Annotated in this window: 16 protein-coding genes; 7 read left to right on the forward strand and 9 right to left on the reverse strand. The window is 56.3% G+C overall.

Going from position 1 to position 23,004, the window contains the following annotated elements:
- Positions 1 to 35 precede the first annotated feature (35 nt).
- Genes ABLN87_RS15650 through ABLN87_RS15660 form a run of 3 tightly spaced genes read left to right on the forward strand, consistent with a single transcriptional unit; the run spans position 36 to position 3,143 of the window.
- Positions 36 to 1,118 carry an ABC transporter permease gene (locus ABLN87_RS15650; RefSeq protein ID WP_353011735.1) on the forward strand — a complete coding sequence of 361 codons (1,083 nt, stop codon included), beginning with the start codon at positions 36 to 38 and terminating at the stop codon, positions 1,116 to 1,118.
- Entirely contained in the window at positions 1,118 to 2,038 is a 921-nt protein-coding gene (locus tag ABLN87_RS15655; RefSeq protein WP_353011737.1) for an ABC transporter permease, read from the forward strand. Before ABLN87_RS15650 ends, ABLN87_RS15655 begins: the two co-directional genes overlap by 1 nt.
- 31 nt (positions 2,039 to 2,069) lie before the next feature.
- Positions 2,070 to 3,143 carry a BMP family ABC transporter substrate-binding protein gene (locus tag ABLN87_RS15660; RefSeq protein ID WP_353011739.1) on the forward strand — a complete coding sequence of 358 codons (1,074 nt, stop codon included), beginning with the start codon at positions 2,070 to 2,072 and terminating at the stop codon, positions 3,141 to 3,143.
- Positions 3,144 to 3,227: 84 nt separating this feature from the next.
- On the opposite strand, the gene ABLN87_RS15665 is transcribed toward ABLN87_RS15660, so the two are convergent.
- The 7 genes from ABLN87_RS15665 to ABLN87_RS15695 form a co-directional block, all read right to left on the reverse strand.
- Complete coding sequence (locus tag ABLN87_RS15665; RefSeq protein WP_353011741.1) at positions 3,228 to 7,055, reverse strand: amino acid adenylation domain-containing protein; 3,828 nt, start codon at positions 7,053 to 7,055, stop codon at positions 3,228 to 3,230.
- Between the two features lies 1 nt (position 7,056).
- Positions 7,057 to 11,169, reverse strand: coding sequence for an amino acid adenylation domain-containing protein (locus ABLN87_RS15670; RefSeq protein WP_353011742.1), 4,113 nt, complete (start codon positions 11,167 to 11,169; stop codon positions 7,057 to 7,059).
- Between the two features lie 10 nt (positions 11,170 to 11,179).
- The gene (locus ABLN87_RS15675; RefSeq protein ID WP_353011743.1) at positions 11,180 to 11,443 is read right to left on the reverse strand and encodes an acyl carrier protein; all 264 of its coding nucleotides are present in this window, start codon (positions 11,441 to 11,443) and stop codon (positions 11,180 to 11,182) included.
- The gene (locus tag ABLN87_RS15680; RefSeq protein ID WP_353011744.1) at positions 11,424 to 12,929 is read right to left on the reverse strand and encodes an amino acid adenylation domain-containing protein; all 1,506 of its coding nucleotides are present in this window, start codon (positions 12,927 to 12,929) and stop codon (positions 11,424 to 11,426) included. The genes ABLN87_RS15675 and ABLN87_RS15680 overlap by 20 nt, the downstream gene beginning before the upstream one ends.
- 12 nt (positions 12,930 to 12,941) lie before the next feature.
- A complete protein-coding gene (locus ABLN87_RS15685; RefSeq protein WP_353011746.1) occupies positions 12,942 to 14,168 on the reverse strand; it encodes a HupE/UreJ family protein in 1,227 nt (408 codons plus the stop codon).
- Positions 14,165 to 15,316: an acyl-CoA dehydrogenase family protein gene (locus ABLN87_RS15690; protein WP_353011747.1), complete on the reverse strand. Its 1,152-nt coding sequence runs from the start codon at positions 15,314 to 15,316 to the stop codon at positions 14,165 to 14,167. The genes ABLN87_RS15685 and ABLN87_RS15690 overlap by 4 nt, the downstream gene beginning before the upstream one ends.
- A 139-nt stretch (positions 15,317 to 15,455) precedes the next feature.
- Positions 15,456 to 16,775 carry a glycosyltransferase gene (locus tag ABLN87_RS15695; RefSeq protein WP_353011748.1) on the reverse strand — a complete coding sequence of 440 codons (1,320 nt, stop codon included), beginning with the start codon at positions 16,773 to 16,775 and terminating at the stop codon, positions 15,456 to 15,458.
- A gap of 155 nt (positions 16,776 to 16,930) precedes the next feature.
- On the opposite strand from ABLN87_RS15695, the gene ABLN87_RS15700 reads away from it, so the two are divergent.
- The gene (locus ABLN87_RS15700) at positions 16,931 to 17,929 is read left to right on the forward strand and encodes a LacI family DNA-binding transcriptional regulator (RefSeq protein WP_353011750.1); all 999 of its coding nucleotides are present in this window, start codon (positions 16,931 to 16,933) and stop codon (positions 17,927 to 17,929) included.
- Here the strand turns inward: ABLN87_RS15700 and ABLN87_RS15705 are convergent, their stop codons facing one another.
- Positions 17,930 to 19,063, reverse strand: coding sequence for a Gfo/Idh/MocA family protein (locus ABLN87_RS15705; protein WP_353011752.1), 1,134 nt, complete (start codon positions 19,061 to 19,063; stop codon positions 17,930 to 17,932).
- A gap of 37 nt (positions 19,064 to 19,100) precedes the next feature.
- On the reverse strand, positions 19,101 to 20,204 hold the full coding sequence (locus ABLN87_RS15710; protein ID WP_353011754.1) for a Gfo/Idh/MocA family protein: 1,104 nt from the start codon (positions 20,202 to 20,204) through the stop codon (positions 19,101 to 19,103).
- A gap of 112 nt (positions 20,205 to 20,316) precedes the next feature.
- On the opposite strand from ABLN87_RS15710, the gene iolC reads away from it, so the two are divergent.
- The 3 genes from iolC to ABLN87_RS15725 are packed head-to-tail and all read left to right on the forward strand — an operon-like array spanning position 20,317 to position 22,982.
- Positions 20,317 to 21,297, forward strand: a complete 981-nt coding sequence (gene iolC, locus ABLN87_RS15715) for a 5-dehydro-2-deoxygluconokinase (protein WP_353011756.1) — start codon at positions 20,317 to 20,319, stop codon at positions 21,295 to 21,297.
- 9 nt (positions 21,298 to 21,306) lie between these two features.
- Positions 21,307 to 22,143: a 5-deoxy-glucuronate isomerase gene (locus ABLN87_RS15720; RefSeq protein WP_353011758.1), complete on the forward strand. Its 837-nt coding sequence runs from the start codon at positions 21,307 to 21,309 to the stop codon at positions 22,141 to 22,143.
- Positions 22,140 to 22,982 (forward strand): class II fructose-bisphosphate aldolase, encoded by an 843-nt coding sequence (locus tag ABLN87_RS15725; protein ID WP_353011759.1) that lies wholly within the window; start codon positions 22,140 to 22,142, stop codon positions 22,980 to 22,982. The genes ABLN87_RS15720 and ABLN87_RS15725 overlap by 4 nt, the downstream gene beginning before the upstream one ends.
- The last annotated feature ends 22 nt before the right edge of the window (positions 22,983 to 23,004 follow it).

A 23,004-nucleotide genomic window follows, 5' to 3' on the forward strand; every position in this document is an offset into this window, starting at 1 on the left:
AAAAAACAAACGAGAATGCGCAGGGGGATGGGCAGATGATTGTGTTGGAGAAACGGCCTCAGCCGTCCAAAGCGTGGTCTTATGCGACCCCACTGGTGGCTGTCTTGGCGACGATGGTGTTTGGCGGTGTCCTGTTCGCCATTTTGGGAAAGAACCCGGTCGAAGCGATCGGCACGATCTTCTGGGAACCGCTGTTCGGTGAGTTTGCGTTCTATTACCGTCCACAACTCCTGGTGAAAGGCGCGCCTTTGGTACTGATCGCCATCGGCCTGTCTCTGGGTTTTCGGGCCGGCATATGGAACATCGGGGCCGAGGGGCAATACACCATGGGCGCCATTTTCGGGGCGGGTGCTGGATTGGCTTTCTACCCAATGGAAGCGTTCTACATCTTTCCGATCATGGTACTTGCCGGGGCATTTGGCGGCTGGCTCTGGGCGATGATCCCAGCCTTTCTGAAGGTGCGTTTCGGGACAAATGAAATCCTTGTGTCACTGATGCTGGTCTATGTGGCCGAGCAGATGCTGGCCTCGGTCTCGCTGGGTCTGCTGAAAAACCCCGAAGGGTTCGGCTTTCCCGGTTCGCGCAACCTGCAATCCTATGACAGCGCGCATAATGCCGAGTTGATCGCAGGGTCGGGGATGCATTGGGGTGTTGTCGCGGCCTTCGTTGCGGTGATCTTCTCTTATGTGCTGCTGAACCGCCATATGCTGGGGTTTCACATTCGACTTACCGGCGAAGCACCACGCGCTGCGAAATTCGCAGGGGTAAACCCGGCCCGTCTGATCCTGTTCTGCCTTGGCATGTCTGGTGCATTGGCCGGGCTAGCGGGGATGTTCGAAGTGTCTGGACCCTCTGGGCAGGTCAGCATCGACTTCAACGTCGGCTATGGCTTCACTGCGATCATCGTGGCCTTTCTGGGCCGATTGCACCCGGTAGGCATTCTTCTGGCCGGTGGCCTGATGGCGCTGACTTACATTGGCGGTGAAATCGCGCAGTCTCAGCTGGGTCTGCCTGCCGCCGCCATTCAGGTGTTCCAGGGGATGCTGCTGTTCTTCCTTCTGGCCTTCGATCTTTTGACAAACTACCGCATCCGTGCGGCTCGTAGCGAGGTGGCATAATGGACCTTGGTGAAATCAACCCCGTCCTTCTGATCGCCTCGCTGATGGTGGCCGCAACACCACTGCTGCTGGCCGCGATCGGAGAATTGGTTGTCGAAAAGGCTGGCGTTCTGAACCTCGGTGTCGAGGGTATGATGATCGTCGGTGCAATCAGCGGGTTTGCGATTTCGGTCGAAACCGGCTCTCCGTGGCTTGGCTTTATCGCCGCAGCAATTGGAGGTGCGGTACTATCCCTGCTGTTCGTGCTGCTGACGCAAGTGGCGCTGGCCAACCAGGTGGCCAGCGGACTGGCGCTGACCCTGTTCGGCCTCGGCTTCAGCGCGCTGATGGGACAAAGCTATGTGGGCATCAAGCCGCCCAGCATGGGGGATATCCATATCCCGATACTCAGCGATATTCCTGTCATTGGCCCAATCCTGTTCCAGCATGACCCGATCCTCTATGTGGGCATCGCCCTGACGGCCGCTGTTTGGGCCACGCTGAAATACACCCGTGCGGGGCTGATCCTGCGCGCAGTGGGTGAAAACCACGATGCAGCCCATGCCTTGGGATACAAGGTCATCAAGATCCGCATTCTGGCGATTCTGTTCGGGGGTGCCTGTGCGGGTCTCGGTGGCGCCTATATCAGTCTGATCCGGGTGCCCCAGTGGACCGAAGGCATGACCGCCGGTGTTGGCTGGATCGCTCTGGCGTTGGTGGTGTTCGCCAGCTGGAAACCATGGCGCGCGTTGCTTGGTGCTTATTTGTTTGGCGGAATCACAGTGTTGCAGCTTAATCTGCAGGCAGCAGGCGTTGCCATTCCCGTCGAGTATCTGGCAATGTCGCCCTATATCATCACGATCCTTGTGCTTGTGATCCTTTCGGCCGACAAGAGCAGCGCACCTGCCTCACTGGGCCGAATATTCCATGCCTCACACTAGGGGCCAACTGAACCAACTTGGGGAGTAACACATGAAATTCACTACACTTCTGGCAAGTGCCGCAATGGCGCTGGGTCTGGCCTCGGGGGCCATGGCCGAGGACAAGACAAAGGTCGGGTTCGTTTATGTCGGTCCCGTAGGCGACGGTGGCTGGACGTACGAGCACAACAAGGGTCGCTTGGCGGTTGAAGAACACTTTGGCGACAAGGTCGAAACCGTTTTTGTTGAATCCGTACCTGAAGGCCCGGATTCCGAACGCGTCATGACGCAGATGGCGCTGGAAGGCGCAGATCTGATCTTTACCACTTCGTTTGGCTATATGGACCCAACGATCAATGTTGCCAAGAAATTCCCGGACGTGAAGTTCGAGCATGCGACCGGCTACAAGACCGCCGACAACGTCTCGGTCTATTCGGCGCGTTTCTATGAAGGCCGTGCTGTTCAGGGTCACATTGCGGGTAACATGACCAAGTCGAACATCATCGGCTATATCGGTTCCTATCCGATCCCCGAAGTGATCCGGGGCATCAACTCGGCCTTTATTCACGCGCAACGGGTCAACCCGGATGTCGAGTTTAAAATCGTCTGGGCCTACACTTGGTTTGATCCTGCGAAAGAGGCTGACGCTGCGAAGGTTCTGATCGAACAGGGCGCAGATGTGATCCTGCAACACACCGACTCGACCGCGCCGCAGGCTGCAGCGCAAGAGGCAGGCAATGTTGTCACCTTTGGCCAGGCCTCAGACATGAGCGAATATGCTCCGTTCCCACGCGTCTCATCGATCATCGACGACTGGGCGCCCTACTACATCGCACGCACACAGGCCGTGATGGACGGCACCTGGGAATCTGTGAACACCTGGGACGGTATCCGCGAAGGTATGGTCGCCATTGGCGAAATCTCTGACGCGGTTCCGGCGGATGTCAAAGAAGAAGCGTTGGCCATGAAAGCAGCCATGGCTGCTGGTGAGTACCACCCCTTCACTGGCCCGATCAAAAAACAGGATGGCAGTGATTGGTTGGCTGACGGTGAAGTGGCCGATGATGGCACTCTGGCAGGCATGAACTTCTATGTCGAAGGTCTGGAAGGCGAGATTCCGCAATAAGCCACTTGCGTAGAACCAAAATGAAAGCCCGCGCTTGGTCGCGGGCTTTTTTCATGTCCACGGTGCACCTGCGCTGAAAATTGTTCAGTCTGGATTGCGAGTCTCTAAATCAGAACAGGCTTTGAGAGCCGCCGCAATCGACGCAAAGGCATCCGGTCGCCCCATCAGCTCGATATGTTTCATATCCAGATTGTGCAGCGTTTTGTGTCGCAGATGCGTATCCAGAACATCCCCTGTCTCAAGCGAGGGGTTGCCACGGCACAGAAACACATGCGCCGGTTGGTCGAAACGCGGAACGCGGAACGCGCTGATTGCCAGTTCATGAGCGATTTCCACGCCGCGAATGCGCGCGGCCTCGGCGTTGGGGTTCTGCACCAGTTGTTGTTTGATCTCGGGCAACGTTTTTCTGGCGCTGTAACGACGCTTCCAGCCTTTGATGATGTATCTCAATCGCTTGTATGTGCGATAGTAAATCGGCTGTAAGCCCGGTTCCGCGCCTACCATCTTGAACGGCGGGTCCAGAAGAACCATCCCTTTGATTTTATCCTCGCCAATTTGCCTGGCCATCTCCATAACCATCGGCGCTCCGGCCGAGTATCCGCATAGAACAAAGGGGGCATCGATTTCTGACTGCTCGAGTTGCGCGATCGCCGCAGATGCAAGTTCCGGATAAGATTTGTCGAATGGAATTGGTGTGCCCTGCGTACGATGGCTGGGAATATGAACCACCGAATGATCCGAGCCTAGGTAGCGGGCCATATACCTGCAAAACTGAATCGAACAATGTGCAATGAGTACTGTGGTTTTGCCCGGGCCGGGATTAGAAATTTGAAACCTGCTTTCAGGTTCGGAAAACGAAGCTTCTGACTGGCGATCTGAGACGCGTTGGGCAAGCTCTGCAACAGTCGGACAGCTGAACAAATCAGTGGGTTCAAAGTGAACACCCCTTTCCTGACCCATCGCATAGGCTTTGATGGTCGACAGGCTGTCCCCGCCCAGATCAAAGAAATTCGCATCGCGCGACTGGCACGGCGTATCTAGAACCTCTGCAAAAAGCTCGGCGATTTGTGCCTCAAGCCCCGCGCTAGGAGCTTCGCCCCGTTGGGATCCGAAGTTCCGCGTAAGGTCTGATGCCAATGTCTTTAGGTCCAGCTTCCCATTAGGCAATTCTGGAAAAGCCGCAACACCGACAACCAAGCTCGGATGGAATGGCTTCGGCAGGCTCGCCGCTAGATGGCTTTGCACCCGCGCACAGAGCGTATCGCTGGGCGGGCATTCAAGTGCCAGAGCGATCTGCTTTGATCCACCTGTGTCGAGTACCAGCGCTGCAACCCTCACGTCACCCGCGATACTCTGCGCTACCGCCTCGATCTCGGACAATTCAACGCGATGACCGCGAATTTTGACCTGTCTGTCCCTTCGACCCAGAAACGAGATACAACCGGTTTCATCGGCAACCCCAAGATCCCCGGTTCGATAAGCGCGTAAACGGTGTGGGCCCAGTTCGAAGAAATGAGCCTGGGATTGTTCCGGGTCCCGGAAATACGCCTCTGCCACCGTCGGACCAGCAACCACAATTTCCCCAACCACGCCTGGGTCTGCGGGGTGTCCATCGCGGTCGAGGATACCGACCCAAGCCCCGGGAATTGCCCTGCCAATCGGCACGTCCTGCCCGGCGCCGATCTCGGTCGCGTCGAAAGAGGTGCACCAGACCGTACCTTCGGTCGGCCCGTACTCATTGATCAACCGACAACCGGGCACAAGCGCCCTCAGCTCCGGCGGCAAGGATGTGTTCAGCGACTCACCAGCGACAATCAAAACCCTGAGGCTGCGCAAATCGCGTTTCGGAACAGAGGCCAGCAAAACACGCGCAAGTCCGGGCAAGCACAGTGTATGTGTCACCCCATGTCGGGCTATTAGAGCTCCGAGCTTGGCGGGCTCCTGTTCAAGGTTCTTGGTGGCGATGACGAGGTGACCGCCGGTGCAGAGCGTCCAATAAAGACCGGCGACCGAACTATCAAATGCCAGAGAGGACAGCAGGAGGTAGACCTCTGGTTTAGCCTGATAAACAGTGTCGCGCGCGGTGGTCGACATTCCTAAGGCACCCTGCGAGATCACTACCCCTTTGGGTCTGTTTTCTGAGCCGGATGTGAACATGACATATGCAGTGTCTCCGGTGGTGACGTCATCCGGATCCATGGCCTCTGTCAGCGTGTCTACAATCACTGGTCGCGCCTGAGTATTCGGCAGAGTTGATAAGCAGGCTTCTGTTGTCACAATCAGTTTCGGCTGAATTGTGTCCAGTACTTGCGCGATGCGGTCAGCAGGGTAGTCCAGATCAAGTGGCACATACGCCGCGCCCGACATCATCACGCCTAGAAACGCTGCCACTGCATCTGCCCCACGAGGCAATGCAACAGGGACGACATCACCATTCCGGGCACCGGCCTGTCGCAGGGCATATGCAATCTGACGCGCGCGCAATGACACCTCAGCATAAGTCAGGGTTTTTGCGTCATCAGTAAGTGCGATGGACTGAGGTGCCGTTCGCGCGCAATGCAGAAGGCGCGTCACGACATGCTCGGCCATCGGCCCCGCAATACGAGGCACAATATCGCTCTGAGGTTTCAACAAGTTTCGGACAAGGCAATCGGGGTCTTTTGTGATCTCTGACAGTATCCGCTCGTAGTCAGAAACAACCCCTCGAACAGCTGCATCGGATATGCGACCCGGATCGAAGTAGATTTCTATCCCAAGATCGGATTTTGGTGTGACCAGAAACGACAACGGATAACTGCTGTATTGCGTGCTGGTCAGGTCGGATATCCGGATCTCATCAAAATCGTAACTTGTCTCAGAGACGCCTTCATTGACGAATAAAGTGTCAAACAGGGCGGTTCCGCTTGGAAAAGGGGCGCAGTTCTGAACCTCCGCCAGCGCGGCAAATTCGTGCTTGCGGCGTTCGACTTCGGCCTGTCCGTGCTTCCGCAGGAACGCACCGGCAGAAATTGATGGGTCAATCCTGCACCGAACCGGCAAGGTATTTACAAAAGCTCCGATGGCGTTGGCGATGTTGGGAATCTCAGGTGGCCGCCCAGCGGTTGTTGTGCCGTAGACTATGTCGTCCTGCTGTAGCAACCGCCGTAGCGAGAGCGCCCATGCCCCGGACAGAACGGTATTTGGTGTAATTTTCAACTGTACTGCAACGCGTTCGATCCGTTGCATCATGTCTTGGCCGAGTGACGCAGATAACGATGTCTGTGTTTGCACAGACTTCATATCGGCATCGGGCAACAAGCTGGGCTCTTCCAGACCGTCGAATTGGTCTGTCCAGAACTCCGTATCCGTCAACGGGCCCTGCGTGCGCAGCCAAGCCAAGTGGCTTTTAAAATTGGGAATATCCTTCGCCAGGTCTTTCCCGCTATACCGATCAAAGAGGTCACGCAAGGCAACGCCAGTGGACCAACCATCGCTGATTAGGTGGTGAACCGTCCAGACCAGCCGCCATTGTGTGTCAGAGAGTTTGATCAGCGTGGCAGCCATCAATGGTGGTATTTTCAGATCGAATTGGCGGGTTTGTTCTAACTTGATCAGGTCTTTCAGGCTCTGCTCAACATCTGTTCGGGCAGTCCAATCCAACTCATTCCACGGCAGAGATACATTCTCGCGCAGCACTTGAACTGGTTGTTTGACGCCTTGCCATAGAAACCCGGCACGAAATGCATCGCGTGCATTCAGCACAGCGTCCATTGCCGCCATCAGACGCTTAGTATCCAACGGGCCGTTCAACACGCAGCTGATAACCGCAACATATTGCCCGCGCACTTCATTCTCGCCCTCAGAATGAAACAGCATGCCCCGCTGTGCAGAGGTCAAAGGAAGTATGTCAGCGACGCCCTCCGGATACCCCATCTCAACCTAACGCCTTTGCGATGCTTGAGAGGTCGTCTTCATCCAGCTCGATCAAAGCGTCGTCAGCATCTCCGACGGAATTTTCTTCGGGCAGGGTTTCCGCATATTGGGCCAACGATCTGAGCGTTCTGTATTCGAACAAAGCCGTGGCGGGCAAAGGGACCCGACATTCATTGGCTTTGATCGCGATTTCGATCGCCGCCAAACTATCGAGACCCAGATCAAAGAAATCTGCTGTCACACTGATCCGCGAAGTTTTCAGAACCTCGGCCACGATCCCAGACAGGCGCTGTTCCATGTCTGTCTCGGGCGCAACAAACTGAATAGGCTGGTCCGTCCGACCCCGCCGCCCGGTGGGTAACCGTGCCACATCAACCTTGCCATTGTTGGTCAGAGGCATCTCGTCAAGCACCACCACATGTTCTGGCAACACACTGCGTGGAAAATGTGCCTGCAGTGTTTGCCAAACCTCTTGTTCACCCACGCCCTGACCTGCGACATAGACAGTTAGTTTTGTCGGCGGCTCAATCGGCTCGTCAAATCCGATCTCGTTCAGGATTGATTGAACCCGATCTGTGTCAATCTGATCATCCAGTTCGTCCAAAGCCTGCGCACGCGTTTTGTGGCCCATACGCACATCCCAAGCATAGGGGAGCGCGTAGTTATGATACCCTCTACGGGTTTTATGCACGTGAATGCCTGCATCGTTGATCAGGCAATTGGTTGACCGTCCTGTATCCGAGGGTCGCTGCCAGGCGGTATGGTGTTCGAGGAACGCGTAAATCTCGGAAACGGGTACATCGATGTAGCGATAGATATCCAAGACGGCGACCTGATCCAGAAACTGCCCGTCCTTCAAGTCGTCCGTTTCAAGAAGGCGTGACAGCGCGTCATCCTCGGCATGGTAGGCCTTGCGTGCTTTGGTGACCATATCATCCAGCTGCGCGCAGGTAGGGGCGGCGTTTCGGAACAGATCAGGGGTCAGGCGGGTTTCAAAAAACTGTCCCCGGGACAGGCCAGTTACAATCAATGGTGCGCCTTCAGCAAGTGCGGTTCGGAAGGCCAACGTGTAAAGCGCCTTGAAGCATCCCTGACACACGTTTGAATGCATCTTTAGGCTGTCGACGAAGATCTGGTTCATCTTATCTGTGCTGAGATAGCGATGCGACCAGCCCAGATCATTGACAACCCTTTGGATGTTGTCCTTGGACTGATCTGAGATATAGCCATTGTCCAGGGTCACCGCCAAAACGCGCGAAGTATACCCTGCTAGGCGATACGCGGCATATGTACTGTCCTTGCCGCCACTTAGCATCATCACGGCGTCGTATGGGCCGGTGCTGGATCGGGTGGCCTTTGCGATCTCGGCCCTAAGTTCGGGCTCATCCCGGAAGTAGACGGCGGCGCGGTCTTTGTAGCGATCGAACTCAGCGCAAATCCCGCAAAGATCGCGTTCCGAAAACGCGATCCCTGGAACAGCGCTGGTTACACCGCAGTCGCGGCATCTTTGTTCGTTGGCATCAGACTTGCGCACAGATCCGGTGGCCACATGTACCGCGCTTACACTTGGCAATTGGCGTAAGACATGATCAATCTCGGCCACTTCGAAACGAACGCCGCCGATCTTGACCTGCTGGTCGAAGCGACCGAGATATTCGCAACACCCGTCCCGCGTGATCCGGCCCAGATCACCGCTGCGATAAACCCGGCCCTGCAGCCCGACAGGATCGTCACGAAATTTTGCAGCCGTTTCCGTAGGAGATGCCAAATACCCTTCGGCCAGTCGGCCGCCAATCACAATTTCCCCAGTTACACCTAATGGACAGATGTTCATTCCTTTGTCGCGGATGCTGATCGACATACCGCTGGCGGGTTGGCCGATCTGAACCGAAGTCGCCGTATCAGCGCGCGCATCAAACTTGTGATGCATGGCTCCAACCACAGCCTCGGTCGGCCCGTATTCGTTGATCAGCGAGATATCCGGCGAAAGCACCTGTTGCGCCGTCCGGCACAACTGCGATGTCAGGTTTTCGCCCCCCAGAACAAGCGTCCGAATACGCTGGACTGCCCGCCCCTGTTTGCACACCAGCGCCAGATGAGACGGGGTGAGTTTCACAAGATCGACCGCATCTTCTGCGAACACATCCAGAACCGCCAAATCTGGATCGGTTCGTTCTGGATAGATGCGGATGGAACCCCCGCTTACCAGGGGTGCAAGCAGTGAGGTCAGAGTCAAATCAAAAGAAACAGACGAGAAAAACGCATAGTGTGCTGGTTCAGGTCCACTGAACGTATCTGCCGCCCATTGGGTATAGCGTGATAGGCTTTCGTGGCTTACCTCGACACCCTTTGGGGTTCCGGTCGAACCTGATGTAAACAGAATATAGGCCAAATCGGTGCGGTCCGGCGCGTGAACGATCGGATCAGACTCTTTGGGAGTGTTCGCGACATCTAAGCTCTGACACGCAAAGCTACGCGTGTCACCTGACGCCAGAAAAACGGCACGCGCACCCGAAAGGCTGATGATCTCATCGGCACGCGCGAAGGGTGTATTGGCCGCGATGGGCACAAAGCTGCACCCCGCCTTGAGAATTCCTAGCAAGGCAAAAACAAACTCAAACGACCGCGGCATATGAACCGCGATGCTTGATCCAGGGGTGATGCCTTGACGGGCGATATACGCGGCAATCTGATCGCTGCGCAGATCAAGTTCCCCGTAGGTCATGCGTGCCTCGGCCTGAGACAGCGCGACCGAGCCAGAAGAGCTTGCGACTTGCGCGGCAAAGGCGTGCAACACTGTTTGCGTAGGCGGGCATTCGACCGGGCCAAACAGGATCGCTCTGTCGTTATCATCGGTAGCGAGATCAAGCGCCGCGATCGTAGTTTCCGGTGTCTTCAAAGCTGCATCCAGCACCTTAAGGAAATGCGATTGCAGCGCGTCTGGTGAAACAGCGTCCAATACCTCTGATTGTACATCAAGTTGTAGATCGGGCCTGCCGCTGCCCGAAAAATCCATGACATGCAGGCGCATGACGTGGGCCGCGTCATGAGCGCCGCTGTGGAGCCACTGAACATCTGCAGGATGGCCTGCAAACTCTCCGAATTCGGCCTGAATGTAGTTTACGACCGCGCTGATGGCGGATGTGTTCTCGGCTGCGGCTGCTCCCGGCTTTGCGCGCCTCAGAAACACGCCCAACTCAGATTTAACCTTCGTATGCAGATCCAGAAACGTGTCATCTGCACCGAGCTCAATCTCAAAAGGAAGCACCTCTACAAAGGGGCCCAGTGTGGCCTTGTCGACATCTGACAACCTGTTGTGGGATGGCAGGCCAATTGTGATCCGATCATCGCCTGTCACCCGATGGAGATAGGCAATGTACGCAGTCAGGTAGAGAGCCAAGCGGGATAAATCTGGCGTGAATAACCGGAACTCAGGGCGCTTGATGGCGTCTTCCATTTGCTCGGTAAGTGATGGTACTGCGGCGATGCTCAGTCGTTTGGAAAGGGACGAGCGTTTCGGCACGCTGCCATAAGGTGGTGTTATCGGCTGCGCAGGTGAAACGGGCGTGGCACCAGCTGTCCGCGCCTTCATCGGAGCGCTATCAAAAAAGCTGGGCGAAGGGTCGACCTTTGTCGCCTCACCGCTTTGAAGCGCTGCGTATCTGCGCGACATCTGGTCGAACAACAACGCACCTGATTGGGCGTCACACACGATATGATGTTGGCACACAGCCCAAACCCAATGATGGTCCGAAAGCTTGAGCAGTTGGCTACGCAACGTGCTGTGCGTCAGATCAAACGGAGACCGAGTTAGCTCGTCCAACTGTTGATCTAGTAAACCATCAGCGTCGAGCTGCGCGCTAAGGTCGAAACACTCAAGCAACTGCATGTTCGGCTCAGCCGCAAACTGAACGGGACTATCACGCGGGCCCCGGAATACCGTTCTCAGGACCGCATTTTCCTGCACGGTCTCGGCAAAGGCTTGTTGAAACAAATCAGCGCTCAGATCAAAGCGCAGATCAAAGCGCCACGCCATGTTATAAAGCGGCACATCCGGCTGTATCTGATGACCTTTCCAAAATCGCTGCTGACTATCTGACAACGGGTAGGGCATGGTCATTCCCTCAGCACCGCGCCGATTGCCGAGCATCGGCATAGCGCAGGATGGCGTCGATTGAGTTGAGGTTCTCAAGTGTCATATCTTCGAACGGTATGTCGATGCCATAGGTCTCTTCGACAAAACCCACCAACGACATTACGCCCAGCGAGTCGATCATCCCGCTGAGCAGCAGCTCTTCCGTATCAGTGATAAGGCGCCCTCCCAACAGCGTCTGCTGGACGTAGTTGCGCAGCGCATCGGTTTGGCGTTCAGGCTGCACGGTCTTCATCGGCTTTCCCCACAAGCTTCGCCCGGTCGATCTTACCCGTCGACGTGCGTGGCATACTCTCTAACCATTCAATGTGTTGCGGCACCGCGTAGGGCGGCAACACAGCTTCTAATTGACGTTTCAACTGCTCAAGATCGCACTTGGATGCGCCTGTGACAAAAGCCCGGAGTGCCTGATCCCTGGCAATCACAACCGCTTCGGTCACAAAAGGCGTGTTCACCAAGGCAAGTTCGACCTCGTCCAGTTCAATCCGATAGCCGCGCAGCTTGATCTGCCGGTCCTTGCGCCCGATCAGCATCAAGGCTCCGGTTTCAGTTCGGCGCACGATGTCACCCGTGCAATAAAAACGCCGCATCCGCCCCGAAGAGTCAGGCAAGGTACAAAAGGCTGCCGCGGTTTGATCGGGATCATTCCAATACCAAGACATGACCTGGTCGCCGGCGATCAGAAGCTCTCCGGCAAGTGCTTCTGCGGCATCAGTCCCGATCCGTGCGGTTACACCCACATCCGGACGACCAATAGGCATAGGGCTGGTTCCATCCAGATCGTCATGCGCCAGGACTGACGTCGTACAATGGTTGGTTTCTGTCGGCCCATAGGCGTTCAGAAACACTGCATTTGGCGCATGGTTGGAAAACGCCTTCAGCGCAGAAGGGGGCATTTTCTCACCCGCAAACATGACAATGCGCAAAGCGCTCAGATCACGTTCGGCCAATGCGCCACGTTCGACCATTTGGATCAGCGCATATGGCACTGAATACCAGACGGTAATGCCTTCACTCTGCGTCAGCTCTGACAGGCTGGCGGGCAGCTTTGCATGCATTTCTGGAATGATGACCACGCAAGCCCCAGCCAAGGCAGTGCTGAACATGTCAAAAATCGACATGTCGAAATGCGCGGGCGTGTGATGGCTGACGCGATCAGAGGAACGCAGCGCGCACAGGTTTGCCGCCATCTGAGCGTAGGCCAAACCGCTTTTGTGGGTATGAACAATGCCCTTGGGGTCACCGGTCGTGCCGGATGTCATCAGAACATATGCCGGGTCATCAGGAGAGCGTTCTGCACACCGATCGCGCAATTTGTCGGGTGATGTTTTGCCCCTAATTGGCTGCTCAAGGTCCAGAAGCGGAACATTGGGCACGCTATCAGCAAACGCCCCCAACCGCGTTGCGTCGGCGATAACCAGCACCGGAGCTACCTTAGCAAGCTGCGCCGCCACACGCTCGACCGGGGCGGCGGGATCAATTGGCACATATATCGCCCCAATACGCAGGACTGCGTAGATCGCAGCAATCGCCATAGGGCTTTTGGCTGCGCAGACAATGACGCGGTCGCCCTTTGCGACAGACCGTTCCAGCAGTACGGTGGCGATCTGATCAACCTGCTCGTTCAACGCGGCATAGGTCATGCCTTGGCCAAGCATACATAGGGCCTGGGCATCCGGCGATGCTTGCGCGTTGTGGGCTATCGGGTCGTCCAGAAACACAGCCTCGACTCCCTAGTTCACAAGCATCACGACCGATTGGCTAAACTTCGGAAACCAATCAACGGTACGCTCAAAAAACCAAAGCGCCGCCATTGCCATAAGCACCACTGACCCGAAGTGCAGTGCTACGGTACGATAGGCTGGCAAACGACGCAGGGCGAACAAGATCGGAAACAGCACAAGTACAATTGCAAGCTGTCCAATCTCAATCCCGACATTGAAAGTCGCCAGTCCAAGCATTTTGCGCTCTGGATCCAGCCCCAAAGGCTCAAGAACAGTTGCAAAGCCCAGGCCGTGGAAAATGCCGAAGATCACGACTGCGATCCAGACCTGCGCATGATAGCGAGGTACCAGGTTACCGATGGCAACGGCAACGATAGACAAAGCTATGACCGCCTCAACAAAAGGAACCGGCAATGTGATCACTCCGAACGTCGCCAAACACAAAGCAATAGTGTTTGCGATGGTAAAGACAGTCACGATCTTGACCATGTACCAAAGGCTTTGGCGGATGCTTTCAGATGGGACCCAGCGCTGGTTGTCGATCCGCATAACTGCACCCAACAGCAGGGTCACCAGAAACAGGATGTGGTCAAAACCCAACCAAATATGCCAGACCCCGCGCTCAAAAAAGGCGCGCGCAATGTCTTTGGATGGCTCATCATTCAGATACAGGTCTTTCATGCCGTCGCCCGGTGCAAAGACAAGCGAGATATAGGCCTCATTCTCGTCCATCCCGTTGCGCGCGTTGCTGGCAATAAGTGCATATCCGCGATGTTCTGGATCGATATCCGAGAACACCCCGTCATAATACATCTGGATGGTCGTCGGCGTTGTTTCGACCCCGGGAATGCCAAAGTGCAACTGAGCAAACGTATCGACCGAGGTGTCAAAAAACGTGATCTCTTCAAACTCCACCTGATACGGCGTGTCCTCAAAGGACAACTGCAGGTGCTTTTCGAAATAGTCGAAGAAAGCGCCCATGCCGGCAAGAACTTCAGCCTGATCTAGGCTCTCTGAAACCTTTTCTTGACCTCGCTGTATTCGCGTAAGGTCGGTCAGCGTGACTTCGATCCGCCCGCCCAAACTGTCTTTGGTGACATCAAAATAGACGTAACTTTCGTTCACGCGATGCGCGTTGGCCGTCGTCGCAAAGAATAGCAGACCGAGCCAAAGAACGGCTTGAAGCGTTAAGGCCGAGCGCCTAGCAATTAGATTTGCACCAGACCGGAGGTTCATTGGGGTCGCTCCCTCAATGCGCGCGCCTGATGAAGCTCCATCTTGGAAATGATCTCACGCTGGATGTCCGATGTGCCGGAGTAGATCACGCCGCCGATTGCATCGGCAACATCCGACCCAGCGGTCGATCCCGCCAAATACCCCTGCCCTCCCATCAAGCGCATGGCATCCATGCCCGAGTTCAACAACGCTTCCGAGATATGAAGGTTGGCCATGGCAGCAAATTGGGTCAAAGGCTGCCCGGTGTCGTATAACTGTGCCGCGCGCCTTAGCATCAACCGACATGTTTCCAACCGGGTGCGCATATCTGCCAGACGATTGGAGACCGACTGGAACGCCGCAATAGGTTTACCAAATTGAATGCGCGTCGCTGCATGCTCGGCGCATTCCCGCAATTGACGCCGCATAGCACCAACTTGCGCGGACAAAATAAAGCAACGCTCCAAATCCAATGTCGACTGGATAATTGAAGCACCCGCACCTTCTGGACCCAGCCTGCGGGTTTCGGGTACCCAACACGCATTGAATTCCAATTGGCCAAACGGCGCCGAATTCAACCCCAGTTTCTTTTGCCTTGGATGGCGGATAAAACCTTCGTCGTCAGCATGAACCAAAAAAGCAGATAGTCCCCAGCGCCCTTTATCCGGCGCGGTTCTGGCGAATACGATCGCCAGATCGCAAATCGGACCCATGCCGACATACGCTTTGGCTCCGTTGATGAGATACCCTCCATCCGCATACTCGGCCCGCGTCTTCAGCGACAGCGCATCAGAGCCCGCTTCGTGCTCGGTCAACGCAAAGGCGGCCAGTAACTCTCCGGCAAGCAAGCGCGGCAGATAGGTTGTCTTCTGGTCAGGCGATGCGAATTGATGCAGCGGATTTTGTACAGTCAGGATCTGCGAGATGATTGCCATCGCGAAACCGTTATCAGAACAGTTCTCTCCAAATGATAACATCGCTTCGACGAAGGCTTCGGCGCAGCCGCGGTAATCTCGCTGATCCGACATGAGATAAGAAAAAGCACCATGCTGACCGACCAAACCCCACACACTCCGGAAGTTTTGTGAGGTCACATCCGGAAGCCTGCGCGCCAGGCCAGCCAGTTCGCTAGGCCGAGCGTGATCCATGAGTTTGGGCGTTTCGTCCACTGGTTCATTTTCTTCGTTGTCTTGCAAATTCTACGGGCACGCCTGTCGTATGGATCAAACAAACTGATTGCCCACCTGAAACGGCGGACGTTTTGGATGAGCGCATCACTCTCGTTTCAGCCACAAGCTGTTGAATTTCCTAGTCGCGCGACATCAATTCGCGCAGGTAGCCCGCTAGATCACCCGCGCTGTGCTCACCCCGGCATAGTGCTTGCATTTGGATGCAGTTTTGCCTGACTTTCCCAGAGCTCAGTAAGCTCCGGATGTCATTTTCGATCTTTTCGACCGGATCATTCCGATCCCCAGCGCGGCCGATCTCATGAAACACGACGCGTGCCGCGCTACCGTGTTGGTCATTTACATGCGGATACAGCAACATCGGCGTGCCTGCATCCACAGCTTCAACCAAGCCGCCCGTTCCACCATGCATGATCGCCAGATCGGCGTGTTTCAAAACATGTTGCTGCGGAGCCCAGGCCACGACATCGACATTTGCGGGTAACTGTGTCTCAGCCATGCCGTCCCAGTTCTGTCCTGCCGCAAAAAGAAACCTCAAGTCGGGATGATTGGTGGCGACTGCCCACAAGTTTGGCAATAGACCACTGTCTAACTTCATGATCGTTCCGAACCCCACGAAGATTCGCTTTTCCCAAGTGCTGGCCTCGCAGAACTGCGCGATCTTTTCCTGGTCATGCGGGTGGTCAGGGCGATCCTGCAATATCGTTGGGCCCAAATAGGTCAGATCGGCCCGCGAAGGTGTCGGCAAATCCAACGCACGTGGCAACAGCAACAGGGTTGGTAACCGATAGGTCCAAGGCATCTGCCAACAGACCAAACGCACCATCCGAAACAGCGGAACGTCATGACGCCTAGCAAGTTCAATCAGGGTCGAGGCATAATCCACCCGGCCCTCTGACAGTCTTTTGCGTAGTATCTTTGACAGTTTCCACAGCAGGAACCGACACCACAGCAGCGCGATGCCCGGTCTGCTGCCCCGCAGCCCGCGACCAGGAAACGCGCGTTTGTTCAGCGGTGGGGCCTGTGTGCCCGGTGGAGATAGGAACATGTTACTGTACTGCACAACCGGAATGTTCAAAGACATTGCAACGATGATCTGCGCATGCATCTCGCAATCGATAAACACGATATCAGGCTGTGTTTTTAGCAACGCTCCTGCAAACTCATCGACCCCGAACGCCTTGATCGCAGCATCCATCCAACCGTCGCGCTGCAGACTGCGCCTGTCCTCTTTCGAAATCAGTGCGTCGAATGCATTTACACGCGGGTTCGGGATTGCGTGATGGGCAAAACCATAATGTTCAATCAGATCGTGCGCCGAGGCCGGAGCAAAGATCGACACCTCATAACCCAAAGCCTTGATGCGTTTGGCAAATTCCAACGCACTGTTGAGAGGGCTCAAAATGCCACTCGATACGATTGCGACGCGTTTTGCGGTCATCATCCAAACCTGAAGCAGCGAAGAAATTCGTCAAGCCCAACGCAAGCGATCTCAGATCCTGCACCCCTGTTGCAATCGGTTGCAGAACGGTGCTTAGATGCATAATAGTTTGCAATGACAATCCCAACGCCCGCACGGCACAGACGGTATCAATTTTGAGCGTTACACTGAAAGACGTCGCGGCACTGGCAGGCGTATCCCGGTCCGCAGTTTCGCGAACCTTTACCGAAGGCGCCTCGGTCTCGGCCAAGACCCGCAGCAAGGTCGAAAAAGCCGCGCAAGAACTGGGGTACAGCCCAAACGCGCTAGCCTCATCGCTGACGACCGGGCGGACCAAGCTGATTGGGTTGATTTCCAACAACTTTCACAACCCTATTTTCCTTGAGGTGTTCGACCAGTTCACCCGCGCCCTGCAGGAACGCGGGCTGCGTCCGCTGATCGTGAACCTGACTGATGAGATTGAGCCCGCCAATTCCGTCCGCATGCTGCGCCAATATTCAGTCGATGCCGTTATAGTCGCATCCTCGACCCTGCCCCCTAGCTTTGCCAAGGCGTTCCATGATGCCGGTGTGCCCGTGGTGCACACGTTCGGGCGTTCAGCAACGTCGCCCGAGGTGCATGTGGTTGGTATCGACAATGTCGAATGTGGGCGCATGGCGGCGCGCGAGCTTGTCGCGCGCGGATACAGGCATATCGGATATCTGGGCGGGCCAAAAAGCGCGACCTCGGCTTTGGATCGATACCGCGGGTTCATTGAGGAAGCCGAGCAGCATCCAGAGCTGCAGATTTCGTATTCCTTCGCAGACAATTACTCGTTTGAGGCTGGACGGGCCGAGATGCTGCGCTTGCTAAGCGGCACTCCGGCAGACGGGTATTTCTGCGGTGACGATATCCTGTCTGTCGGTGCGTTGTCCGCCCTTTCAGATCATGCGCTGAAACCGGGGCAGGATATCGGCATCATCGGTTTGAATGACATGGAAATGGCGCGCTGGGAAAGCGTTAACCTAACGACCATTCACCAGCCGATCAAGCAGATCATTACGTCTTCCGTCGACCTGGTCGAAGAGATGCTGAAAGAGCCTCAGAGATACCCTGAGGCCCGGATATTCCCCTGTCGGGTGATTGAGCGGGGTACGTTGCGGCCCCGTCCCTGATTAGCGGAACATTGGCGGGCGCGCGTCTTTCCAGGCGCCATCCTCTTTGCCAGACGCGACCGCTGCATGGACAGCCGCAATGGAACGCACCCCATCGGCGGCGTCTGGCAGACCATCACGTGCCTCACCCCGGATCGCATCAGCCAGATCGCAGTAGATATTGGCCACGGCCAGCGGGAACCCTTCGGGATGAGCGATGGCGACCCGCGACAGACGCTGCGCCTCGTCATGCAACCCGCCTTCACCCTTTTCGATGATCTGAGTGCGCCCGCCAACCGGCGTATAGATCAACTGGTTCGGCTGCTCGGACGCCCAGCGCAGACCGCCGGTTTCGCCAAACACCTGAATATCAAACCCGTGCTGTCGCCCAATCGCCACTGATGAGGTCCAGAGCCGCCCGACCGTGCCGCCTTCCATCCGGAAGTTGACCATTGCATCATCTTCCAACTGCCGGCTGGCAATGGTCGAGGCCATATCGGCCGACAGGGATTTCACCTCATCATCACAGATGAAGCTGGCCATATGCAGCGCGTGAATGCCGCAATCCGCGAACTGGCCCGAGACACCTGCCATGGCCGGATCATAGCGCCATCGGACCCGAGGGTTATCGGCATCCGTCGCGTCACCATGATGCCCATGGCTAAAATTGGTCACGACCAGACGAACCTTGCCGATCTCTTCAGCTCGCACCATGGCACGGGCCTGGCGCACCATCGGATAGGCCGAATAACAATAGTTCACTGCACATATCTTGCCGGACGCCTCGGCCACGCGCACAATCTCTTCGCCCTCTTCCACCGTCATGGTCATCGGCTTTTCGCACAACACGTTGAACCCGGCCTCAAGATAGGCCTTGGCAATCTCGAAATGGGTTGAGTTCGGCGTGGCTATCGTGACCAGATCGATCCGGTCTTCACGGCCCTTCTCTCCGGCCAACATCTCGTGCCAGTCGCCATAGGCGCGATCTGCAGCGATGCCCAACCGCTGAGCATACTCCTTACCCACATCCGGGCGATGATCCAGCGCACCTGCGGCGAATTCGAACATCCCGTCTGCTTGCGCACCCAACCGGTGGGCAGGCCCGATCTGGCTGCCTTCGCCGCCACCAATCATGCCCCATTTCAGCTTTGCCATGGTCTTAAGTCTTTCTTCAGAACGTGTCGTTGAGCGATCAGAAATCGCTGGTGTTTTTCCACTGTCGCTGGTCCGAGGATGCCAGAGCCGCCGCCAGCACCCGATTCACCTCATGCCCGTCGCGGAAGGTTGGCCAGATCGCTTCACCCGTGTGGATGGCATGCAGGAAATCCTTGGCCTCGATAACGATCTGGTCCTGATAGCCGGTACCGTGACCGGGGCCCTGACAGAAGGGTTCATAATCCGGATGCGCCGGGCCGGTCAGGATTTTGGTGAATCCCCGCTGCGCCTCGGGGCCTTCGCGCCGATACAGCCACAGGGCATTCTGATCTTCCTGGTCAAAGCGGATCGCCCCATTTGTGCCAGATATTTCATAGGCATAGCCCATCTTGCGGCCCGTTGCGACACGGCTGAAATAGAGGTTGCCCATCACACCGTTTTCGAACCGGCACATCATCTGAGCGTGATCATCATTTGTAACCTCACCACCCGGGCGCGTGCGGTGCACGGTTTCTACATCGGCCATGACCTGCGCAATCGGTCCGATCAGGGCCAGTGCGCCGTTCACCATATGTGGCGCCAGATCACCAATCGTCCCGTTTGCCATACCGGTTGTCCGCCATGTGGCGGGGGCCTGCGGGTCGGCATAGAAATCTTCGGTATGCTCTCCGCGAAACCAGGTGACGTCACCGATTTCGCCGCTTGCGATCAATTGGCGCGCGAACTGGCTGGCGGGTGTGCGGATATAGTTGAAGCCGACCATGTTGACGGCACCCGCCGCCTCAGCGGCATTGACCATGGCCTGACTGTCCTCCAGCGATGCGCCCAAAGGTTTTTCGCACAAAACCGGCTTCCCCAAAGCAAAAGCCGCTTCGGCAATGTGACGGTGGGTTTCCTGGGGCGACGCGATGACTATGGCCCCGACTTTCGGGTCATTGACCAAGACCCGCCAATCGTCGGTTGCGCGCTGGAAGCCGTATGCTACGCGGTAGCGCTCTGCGCTTTCGGGGGTTGAGGCGCAGATCACCTCAAGCCGTGGTCTGAGCGCTGTGTTAAACACCGCACCCACTGCGGACATGGCAACGGAATGCGCCTTGCCCATATAGCCGCCACCCACAATTCCAATTCCGATATCAGGCATCTTTTGCGGCTCCGAACATTGTATTTGCAACCGGTTGCAAAATGAGTATCGTGTGAATCGATTCAGCGCAAGGTCCAAACTTTGCCATTATCTCTGTCGGAGGACTAAAGACGTGAGCGCCCTGATCGACGGCATCAAAGGAAACCGATTTGCCATTCTGGGGCGCGCGGGCATGGATTTGACTGCAGCGCCCATTGGCGCAAAAAGCGAAGAGGCTGATACCTTTCATGCAGACCTGGGCGGATCATCCGCCAATATCGCGGCCGGTCTGGTCAAGCTGGGCAGTCAGGCGACGCTGATCACTTCAATCTCGGATGATGCGATTGGACGGTTCTGCATGAATCGCCTGCACCACTACGGCGTAGACACGTCTTGCATTCGCACCATCGGCGGAGAGCATCGCATGTCGCTTGCAATCTATGAAAGCCGAACGGACGATTTCCAAAACGTCATTTACAGAAACAATGCGGTCGACTTTCAGGTCACCGAAGAAGACATGGATCGCGTTGATTTCAGCAGATTCACCGCTCTGGTTTCCGCCGGAACCGTTTTCGCTGCAGAACCCTCGCGCAGTGCGACGTTCCGCGGGTTTGAAAACGCGCGAAAGGCCGGTCTGCCCATCATCTTCGATGTCGATTATCGGCCCTATAGCTGGCCCTCGCCCGAGGTTGCCGCCGATGTTCTCTCGCGCGCAGGTGAAGCCAGCGATCTGATCGTGGGCAATGATGAAGAGTTCGGCTTTATGGCGGGCGGCATCGATATGGGTTTTGCCAAAGCTCAAGAACTCGCGAAAAAACCGGGCCGGGTCGTCATCTACAAGATGGGTGAAAAAGGTGCCGTAACGCTGGCAGATGGGCAGGAAACCCAAACCGGTATCTACCCGGTCGACGCGATCAAGCCGGTGGGCGCGGGTGACAGCTTTATGGCCGGGCTCTTGGCCTCAATCGCGGCAGGGTATCCGCTGAAAGACGCAGTGATGCGCGGATCGGCCTGCGCTTCTATCGTGGTCTCAAAACCCGGCTGCGCGCCGGCCATGCCCACCACTGCGAAACTCGACGCATTTCTGGCCGATCATCCCGGCCCGACCACATAGGAATATCCCATGCATATTGCGCCATATGACAACAAGAACACCGCCATCGTTGATGTCGATGATCCCATGGTTCCCCTGAACTATTTCAACATCGTGAAATTGCGGAAGGGCGAGGCGTTCGAGTATCAGGTGCCCGGCTACGAAACCTGCATCGTGCCCGCAACTGGCACCGTAGATATCTCTGTCGAAGGGGTGCAGTTCCTCCAGCTTGGTAACAGGGGGGAGGATGTCTGGGACGGTGATCCAGAGGGTGTCTATATCCCCGTTGGTGCAAAGGTGCAGATGGTCTGTGTCTCGGACGCAACCGAAGTTTTCGTTGCAGGGGCGAAGTATAACAAGGTGCTGGACCCTTTTGACGTGCGTGAACACGACCTTGTGCAATATGGCAGCGATGACACCAAAACCCATCGCAAGATCAAGCACATCCTGGGTCAGAAGCAACATGACAAAGTTGGGCGTCTGCTGGTCAGCGAACTGTTCACGGTGGGCCAGGGCGGTTGGTCAGGTTTTCCCAGCCACAAGCACGATACCAACCGGCTGCCGGATGAAACGCGCCACGACGAGACCTATAATTTCCGCTTCAAACCCAACTGGGGTTCGGGCCTGCAAATGCTGCAGCGTGAAGACAATGAGCCGGGGGATGCCTATCACATCGTCGATGGCTCGACCGTCTGCATCGACAAAGGGTATCACCCCTGCTGCGCTTTGCCGGGGTATGAGATGTACTATTTCACCATTCTTGGCGGGCTGACGCAGCGCTCACTGGTGCAGTATTTCCAACCCACCCATGCCTATCAGGTTGAGACGATCCCAGGCATCAAAGACATGATTGCAAAGTTCAAATGACCCTCGTGACACTGAAAGATGTGCTGCAGCCTGCCTATCAGCAGGGCTATGCGGTGGGCGGGCTTGTGACCCTGGGCTGGGAAGATATGCGCGCCTATGTGGCCGCAGCCGAGGCCGAAAATGCGCCTGTGATCCTGCAGGCCGGACCCAGCTGTCGCGAGCACACGCCGCTGCCCATTCTGGGCAAAATGTTCCGCCATCTGGCCGAAGAGGCCTCAGTCCCCGTCGTTGCCCATCTGGATCATGGCTATACGTTTGAAGAGTGCAAGATCGCGTTGGACAGCGGATTTACTTCGCTGATGTTCGATGGCTCGCGCAAGCCCTTGCACCAGAACATAGACGAGACCGCCGCCATCGCCGAAATGGCCCATGCGGCGGGTATTTCCTGCGAAGGCGAAATCGGGTTTGTGGGCTATTCCGGCGGCGAAGGGTCGAACGGAACCGACCCGTCCGAGGCCGCACAATTCGCCCGCGACAGCGGTGTGGATGCCATGGCGATCTCGGTCGGGAATGTGCATTTACAACAGAATAAAGAGGGTGGTCTGGACGAGAACCGCATCGCCCAGATTGATGCGATGACCGAAGTGCCATTGGTCATCCATGGAGGCTCGGGAGTGCCGGTCGAACAACGCAAGCGCCTCGCGCGTGAGACATCGATCTGCAAGTTTAACATCGGAACCGAGCTGCGCATGGCATTCGGTCAAGCGCTGCGCGAGGCCGTGAACAGCGACCCTGATCGTTTTGATCGTGTGACCATCCTGAAAGAAACGCACGACCCCGTAGAGGCCGCCGCCCGCGTGGTTATTCGCGCATTCGGGGCACCGTCGCAGGATGGGTAGTCAGGCGCTTCAGTTCTTAAAC

It is taken from the genome of Ruegeria sp. SCP10 (genome assembly GCF_040329495.1).
Lineage (GTDB): Bacteria > Pseudomonadota > Alphaproteobacteria > Rhodobacterales > Rhodobacteraceae > Ruegeria.